Raw genomic sequence first — 7185 nt, forward strand, 5'->3', positions numbered from 1 at the left:
GCCCCGGCATTGCAGCTGCCGGGGCCGGGCCGTTTCGCATCGTACGGGCCGCTGATCTCGCGTCGAAGGCTGTGACCCGGCGCCTACCAGCTGTCGTGCGAGTCCGACCGCACGGTCGGCAGACTGAGCTTGATGGCTGCGAGGTGCTCCGCAGGGTCTGGAATCTCTGCGACCGACCTCGTCAGATCCTCCACGGAATGCTGGAGAACAATCGGCAAACCAGCAGCCTCTACCTCTTCCGTGCTGGAGAGGCGGAACCCGCACAGTCCGCACAGGAGGCTTTCGGTCTTCAGTTCCAAGTCGAACAGCAGGGAGCCCCCGTCTACGGCCAGGAACAGAGCGGCTGCCTCCCGGCCGCAGGCAGGACACTGGCTCAGGGTCTGGAACAGCGCCCTTTCCGGGCTCACCTCGACCACGGTCAGACCGCGTTCGCTCACCGCTTGCTCAACGCCATCGACTGCTCCCTCGGGGAGGTCAGCGAAGCGCGTCCTGAACCGGTGCCGGGCCTGGTTCATCCTCAGGCGCACGTCCTTCTGCAGGCGGCCCGCCCGGTCGTCCTGGATCACTCGGACTGCGTCCGACCAGGACCCCCAGAAGGAGCCGCGGTCCTGCCCCAGGTGCTGCAAGAGCTTGTCCACCGTCGCGACGAAGGTCGCGAGGTAGTCGTCCACATTGTCTGTTCCGAGGTGAGCGACACCGTTGCGTAGCTCAATCAGACCGTCCAGGTCGTCAGCTTCGCTGCTGGATTTCTGTTTCTGCGGGAGGACGTCCATCTTCCGCAGCCGTCCGATCGCCGTCGACGCGCCGATGGTCCTCAGGCGGGTCGGCGGTGTGGACAGCGCTCCAGCGAAGTGAAGCAGCATGTCGTCCCTGCCGTTCACCTCGGTGAGCAGGGTGAGATGAACGCGGGCCAAAACCGCCTTCGCCAGGCGCTCCACACTGACGCCGGCATGCAACAAGAAGACCTCCTGGTCCTCCTCGGCATGGGCTTCCATCGCCAGGCGGGCAAAGCGCCTGGCTCCTTCGTAGAGGCGATCGAACGTGACCGGCGAGTCCATGCCGGGACCATACCGGCGGCTCAACGGCACGGCCGGTGAATTACCCCGAGGACGTCCCCACCCCTGGTGAGTTGTGAGGTCTATGAGGCTCACAGCCCGTTTCCCCAGCTGGATGGGGTGGGCTGTGAGGTCGCGTGACTGTGAGGAAGTACGTGACAGCCCGTTTCCACAGCTGGGTTCACCCTGTCTTCCACGTCACCCAAGGTGCCGCGCCGCCCCTCCTGCGGGTGAATCCCTGGCCCGCGGTTACCTCCAACTACTCCCTGCGGGTGACGCCGTGTCAGTCCCGCTCTCTACCGTCCGAACCGTGACATCCGCGCCTGGTGGCGCCCGACGAAACGGCGGTGATCCGCATGTCCCTGGTCGACGGGCTACGAAGCCCCCACACCCCGCTGCGCCGGTTCCTGGACCGAGAACTGTCCGCCGGTGCGCGGCCGTTGCGTGACAGCTACCGCGCTCAGCACCGCGCCCATCACGTCCTGATCCCGCCGCCAGGCGTCGGCACCGAGGCCGGCACCGTCGGTACAGCGATCGACCAGCGGCTGCGCCTGGCATTCACCGCGGCCGCGCCCGTCGACGACGCCTCCCTGATCGGGATCGACCTGTCGGGCGGGATCGGCGGCCGCGGCGCCGGCCTTCGGATGCGCGCCGCCGGAAACGAGCTCGCGGTGCGCCTGACCGAGACGGTGCGCCGCCTGGACCTCGACAACAGGAACCAGCCGATCGACCACGGCCAGGACGAAGAGGAGGGTCTGGCCCGCATGCTCATCGCAGCGGCCTGGTTCCAGGTACTTGCCCGCACTCCGATCGGCTTCGCCTTCACCCCGCTGGCCAAGGCCGCCCTCGATGACCCCGGCGCATTCACGTTCACGCGGCTGCTGGAGCTCCCGGACCGCGACCTGGTGGCCGACGTCACCAACCAGCTCCACGCAGCCGCCCACGGCCCCCTGGAGGTTCTGCGCGCCCGCACCAGGCCCGATGACTGCGTCGGTGGGCCGACGTTCGCCGGCGCCCAGATCACTGCCGACGCCGACCTCGTCGTCGACGGCCTGCTCCTCGACTTCAAGAGCGCCCGCCGCCCGCTGACGGAGATGTCGCAGCGCACGGCGTGGCAGCTGACCGGCTACCTGCTGCTCGATGCCGCCGACCGGTACCGGATCGACACGGTCGGTCTCTACCTGTCCCGCTCCGGGGTTCTCACGTCCTGGGCCGTCGAGGACTTCCTCGCCCTGCTGGGTGCCTGCCGCCGCGACCTCACTGAGCTGCGCGGCGTGTTCGGGGAACTTCTCGCGGGATGCCGGGGCCAGGCCGACGCCCGGTACTTTGGCACGGAGGATGAGGCCGAGCGCGTCCGGCAGCTGCTGGAGCGTCTGGCGCCTGCGGCTGAGCCCGGCTGCTGCCCGGTGTGCACCCAGCCGCTGCCCGAAACCACCCGCAGACCCCGCAAGTTCTGCACCGCCTGGTGCCGCGACCGGGACAAGGTCCTGCGCCGCCGCAGACTGATGCCCGACAGCCTTCGCCCGCTACTCCTTGCCCCTCGCGAGCAGCGCCTGGACCTCCCAGGCGACGCGGAGGTTGTGAGCCTCAGAACCCGAATCCTCAGGTAGACGGCACACGGTGTGAGGGGTCGGTGCTGGGCAGGCGGCTGGCGAACTGCCACCTCTACGTCAGCCCTCTGAGGTGCCCATGGTCTCGAAGGTCTCGCGCATCAACTGGTCCATGGTTCCCGGCTTGTCGACCACGGAGTCGAAGAGGTCCGCGAGCAGCCACAGCACGAAGCCGTGGACCATGGCCTCCTTCGGCTCGATCGTTCCGAACCGGTCGCGCCAGGCCACAGTGTCCATGCCCATGGCGGCGGCCATGAGGACTCCGGTCACCATCGGCACCTGCTCCGGGTCGGCCATCTCGAAGGAGGGCAGCCGGCGGATCACGGCAGGAATGAGGTCGTTCAGCGGATCGAGCTGCTCCCCGCCCCCGGGCGGCTCAGCGATCAGGTACCCGGTCAGCACCCCCACCAGGAACACCGTGCCCCGCGAGACCTCCTCACGCCCGACGGAGTCCATCGCGGCCTTCACCCGCTGCTGCGCCTCCTGGCGCTCCTTGGCGGTTGTCCGCTTCTCCAGGACCCGGTAGGTGTCCCACGCCGCACGGACCGCCTCATCCACCACTACGCCGTCGCTGCTCATGAGGGCGACCGTAGGCGAGACAACTTGATCCGCGAAGACCGGCACCGGTGTCACGCACAGCCCCGCCCTGTAAGGTCTGTAAGCCTCACAGGGCGTTTCCCCAGGTGAACGCGCTGAGCTGTGAGCGTGTGAGGCTGTGAGACAGGGCTCGCGCCGGTGCTTCCGCGCGCTCTGTTCGGATCCGGCGCCGCGGAGGACGATGGAGTCATGGGCGAGCACAACGAGGACCAGGACGATGTCGCCGAACTGGCGCGGCCGACGCTGACCACGACGCAGGCCCGCGAGATGACGGCCGGTCTGCGTGAGGCGATGGACGACATCCGGCGCTCCGTGGCGGTCCTCGCCGCACGGGTCCGCGACGCGCACGCCGCCCGCGTCTGGCTGCCCCTCGGGCACAGCAGCTGGGAGTCGTACTGCGCCGCGGAGTTCGGCATCAGCCGCGCTCAGGCGTACCGGCTGCTCGACGTCGCCCGCTCCCTCACCGCGATTCACGACGCCGTCGCCGCCGGCCCCGGGACGTCTCGCACGCGAGACAGCGAGCCGGCCGCCGCGGACGCGCTCGACTACGGCCTGTCCCAGCGGGCCCTGATCGCCGTCTCCGGCCGTACGGACACCGTCGCGGAGATCATCACCCGCCGACTCGCCGCGCTCGCCCACAGCGGCCTCCAGGCCCTCGACGACCCCACGGTGCGCGCCGTGGTCCGCCAGGCCGTCCGCGACGTCCGCACCGCCCCGCCCCCGGCGCCCGCCGATCCGCCGGCGGACCCGACCATTGCCGCGCTGCGCCGTGCCGTCGACGACCTTGCCGCCAGCACCCACGCGATCGGGGAGCTGATGCTCGAAGTCGCCCCGGCCTACCTCTCCGACGCCGAGGCGGCGACCGGCGCCCTGGCGCTGCTGTGCGACCAGATCGGCGAGCCCCTCGAACACGGCCTCGCCGCCCGCCGTTACGCGATGTCCGGCGACCGCCGCGCCCTGCACTGCACCGTCCTGTAGAGCACCGTTCCCGGCCGCTCCTGTGTGGCACACAGCCCGTTTCCCCAGGTGGGCGAGGCGCGTGTGAGGGGGTGAGGTGTGAGGCGAGGGCCTGCGCCGACGGGGTGCCGCTGCTCCTGGCCGTGCTGCTCGCCGTGGTGTGCAGCAGGTTGCTACCCGGCGGGCAGCAGCCGTCGTGACTGGAGTGCTGCTCGTGGTCCTGGTGGTTGGTCCTCGGGTTGCAGCAGGGCGGTGTCGCGGGTGCAGCGCAGCATTTACATGGGCAGGCGGCCCACCGGGCGCCGGCTGGTAGAGGCCGGCCCCGGCCGGTGCAGCACCGCCAGCTGCTGCACGCTGCTCGGACCCTGCTGCTACCAGCCGGCGCCCGCTGCTCCAGGGGCAGGCAGCAGGTCCACGTGCCGTCCCGGCGGCTGCATAACAGCGCAGATCTGCAATGTTCGGCAGGAGATCCATGCACGGCTGCTGCATACAGCGCCCGCGCCCCGAGGGGCCGCCGTTTGTTCTGGAGGAGCAGAACAAGCCGGTTTACCTGGTGCTACCGCGCGCCTCGCTGCTCACGGCGGGCGACGGCGGCGGAGGGGCTGGCGTTTGTTCTGCTCTCCCAGAACAAACCGGTTTACGTAGTGCTACCGGCTTGATCGCGGGCGGGCATGAAGAAGGCGCCGCACCCGGAGGTGCAGCGCCTATGTGTCTTCGCGGGGCCAGGAGGCCGCTGGAGGGCCGTTCAGGGTCCTCGGTGGGGCCGTTCAGCCGGTGGCGGCCAGGTTGGCCATCTGGGCGGCGAACCGGGCCCGTCGCTGCTCGGTGAAGCGGCCGGGCTCGGCAGCCTTGATCTCGGGGACCTTCATGACGGGAGAGGAGACCGCGCCGCCGGTCAGCAGCGGATGGAGCTGGTAGAGCCCGTCTTCCAGGCTCCAGGCGAGTCCGCACTCGCGGAGCTCCTTGAAGCCGCGGTTCACGGTTGGCTTGCTGGCGCCCAGCTCACGCGCCATCTCGTTCTGGCTGATCGAGGCGGTGCCGGTCTCCGGGTCGCTGAGGTACAGCAGCTCGTCCAGGACGCGGCGGCCAGCGGTGGAGACGTCGACCAGGGCCAGGAGGCGCAGGACGGCACGGGGAATCGTGACGGGGGCCTCTGTGGGAGGGCTGGGGACGTAAGAGCTGCTCACGGAGCCTCACCACTTCCGATCCGGTTGACGTGTAACGAGGATATGCCGCGCGCGGTCATGCGCTCGCCTTGCGCACGGGCCGACGCTGCCGGAGCGTGACGACCTTCTCCTTGCGGCGGGCCGACTCGGCGGCCTTCTTCTCCGCCTCGCGGGCCTGGCGCCACTCGGTGGGATAGTCGGAGTGCGGGATGATGCAGGCCGGGCCCTCCGCGCTGTTCCACAGCGCCTGCCACTTCTCCTGCTCGCCGGAGGTGCCGGCCACCGTGAGCCACGGGTTCAGCTGGAGGATCCCGCGCTTGGCGGTGCGCATCCAGCCGATGTGCGCGAAGAACTGCGACGCCTCGTTCACCGAGGCCGCCGACAGGTTGCACCGGGCCTGGAGGTCACGCTGGTTCGTCTTCACGAAGCCGCGGGCGGCGGCCCGAAGGTTGTCGTCGGCGCGGTTCGCGTTCTGCAGCGCCACGAGCTTGCACCAGACCTGGAACCAGCTCCCGGGCATCTTCAGGCTGCCGAGAACGTCCATCAGCAGCCGGGCGTCCAGCACATAGCCGCTGCACTCCGCGCTCGCGGCGAACTCGCGGCCCTTGATCTTCTCGACGCCCAGGATCAAGCCGCCCTTGCCGTCCGACCGCGCGACAACGCGCTCGCCGGGGCGGACGATCGGCAGCTGTTCCATCAGCACAGTCCTCCAGAGATGATCAACACTTCGGGGAGCACGGTAGCACTAGGTAAACCGGCTTGTTCTGGAGGGGCAGAACAAACGGTGCCTCACGGTCACCTGATGCCCCGTCAGCTTTGGGGGGTGTTTGTTCTGGAGATCCAGAACACCCAGGACGCGTTTGTTCTGGAAACCTAGAACAAACGGTTTCGCATCACCGCAGGTCAGAGCCGGTTTCGGCGCGGAACGCTCTTATGTGTCACTAGAACCCGGCTGCCACACGAACCCCCGCCGACACGCCGCGCGGTGCGCGGCGCAAGCAGCTGGCAGCAGTGGGCGTGTCACCGTCGACAACCACCGGATCGGGGAGGCCGGCCCCCGGTGGCTGAGCTCGCTTCGCGTGCGGCACCGCGCCTCGGTGCGGGTCGTGGACAGCACCAGCGGTTCTGAGTCTCGGGGGGTACCGGCCGTGACGCTCAAAAGCACGGAAGCGTGGCTAGTGCCGGTGGACGGTTCCGCCGCCCGGCCCCGGGGGGCCGGGCGGCTCCGGTACCTCCGCACGTCGAATTTCGACGCTCGCATATTGGGGCTTCCGTTCTGTGGCTGGGCAATTAACGGCCGCGCAATTTCAAATTCTGCCTGGCAATTTTTTGCCGGGGTTGAGGGTGATGCAGCCAGGACCCAAACGCTACACAGTTGGCCAGCGTGATGCATCACTCCGATAGTGGGTTCGCTCACCCGGGTGATGCGGTGGCGGATTCTGCACCACCTGGAGGGTCGAGCGTGTATGCTGACGGGGTATTGGTGAACGTGAGCGGCCGGTCGAGGGTGGGGGGAGGGGTTCGGGTGGAGCGCAGCGAAGCCCGTCACTGCGGTAGGGCCGGCACCCCGTCAGGCCGACGGTCCGTCACTCTCGTTGCGGGGGTAGTGACTGGGATTCCCAAGCCCTACACAGGCCCGCGCGTGATACACCTCTCCTCGTAGCCAGCCCAGGCACCCGCGCAAGCGCGGGTGCCCACAATTCGCGCTTGCGCGAATTGTATTCCGTTAGGAATTCCGTAAACGGAATTCCATTCCGGCGCTTGCGCCGGAATCCGAATTGCGCTTGCGCAATTCGCGCT

General features: G+C 68.9%; 6 protein-coding genes. 2 read left to right on the forward strand and 4 right to left on the reverse strand.

Annotated elements, in window-relative coordinates; translation table 11 throughout:
- Positions 1-83: 83 nt before the first annotated feature.
- Positions 84-1058: a hypothetical protein gene (locus ACFCV8_RS34755; RefSeq protein WP_376689510.1), complete on the reverse strand. Its 975-nt coding sequence runs from the start codon at positions 1056-1058 to the stop codon at positions 84-86.
- Between the two features lie 353 nt (positions 1059-1411).
- On the opposite strand from ACFCV8_RS34755, the gene ACFCV8_RS34760 reads away from it, so the two are divergent.
- A complete protein-coding gene (locus ACFCV8_RS34760; protein WP_376689514.1) occupies positions 1412-2665 on the forward strand; it encodes a hypothetical protein in 1254 nt (417 codons plus the stop codon).
- Positions 2666-2725: 60 nt separating this feature from the next.
- Here the strand turns inward: ACFCV8_RS34760 and ACFCV8_RS34765 are convergent, their stop codons facing one another.
- Positions 2726-3244, reverse strand: coding sequence for a hypothetical protein (locus ACFCV8_RS34765; RefSeq protein ID WP_376689511.1), 519 nt, complete (start codon positions 3242-3244; stop codon positions 2726-2728).
- Positions 3245-3451: 207 nt separating this feature from the next.
- On the opposite strand from ACFCV8_RS34765, the gene ACFCV8_RS34770 reads away from it, so the two are divergent.
- Entirely contained in the window at positions 3452-4240 is a 789-nt protein-coding gene (locus tag ACFCV8_RS34770; protein WP_376689512.1) for a hypothetical protein, read from the forward strand.
- A gap of 746 nt (positions 4241-4986) precedes the next feature.
- On the opposite strand, the gene ACFCV8_RS34775 is transcribed toward ACFCV8_RS34770, so the two are convergent.
- Both ACFCV8_RS34775 and ACFCV8_RS34780 read right to left on the reverse strand, forming a co-directional pair.
- Positions 4987-5406, reverse strand: a complete 420-nt coding sequence (locus ACFCV8_RS34775) for a helix-turn-helix domain-containing protein (RefSeq protein ID WP_136104723.1) — start codon at positions 5404-5406, stop codon at positions 4987-4989.
- 55 nt (positions 5407-5461) lie between these two features.
- Positions 5462-6082 (reverse strand): hypothetical protein, encoded by a 621-nt coding sequence (locus ACFCV8_RS34780; RefSeq protein WP_376689513.1) that lies wholly within the window; start codon positions 6080-6082, stop codon positions 5462-5464.
- Positions 6083-7185 lie beyond the last annotated feature (1103 nt).

Origin of the sequence: Streptomyces sp. NPDC056347 (assembly GCF_042262625.1) — a bacterium.
Taxonomy (GTDB): Bacteria; Actinomycetota; Actinomycetes; order Streptomycetales; family Streptomycetaceae; genus Streptomyces.

What these genes read in the sequence shown, in the direction of transcription:
- ACFCV8_RS34755 (WP_376689510.1), bottom strand. Translation starts at nt 1,058, where the DNA reads ATGGACTCGCCGGTCACGTTCGATCGCCTCTACGAAGGAGCCAGGCGC.
- ACFCV8_RS34760 (WP_376689514.1), top strand. Translation starts at nt 1,412, where the DNA reads ATGTCCCTGGTCGACGGGCTACGAAGCCCCCACACCCCGCTGCGCCGG.
- ACFCV8_RS34765 (WP_376689511.1), bottom strand. Translation starts at nt 3,244, where the DNA reads ATGAGCAGCGACGGCGTAGTGGTGGATGAGGCGGTCCGTGCGGCGTGG.
- ACFCV8_RS34770 (WP_376689512.1), top strand. Translation starts at nt 3,452, where the DNA reads ATGGGCGAGCACAACGAGGACCAGGACGATGTCGCCGAACTGGCGCGG.
- ACFCV8_RS34780 (WP_376689513.1), bottom strand. Translation starts at nt 6,082, where the DNA reads ATGGAACAGCTGCCGATCGTCCGCCCCGGCGAGCGCGTTGTCGCGCGG.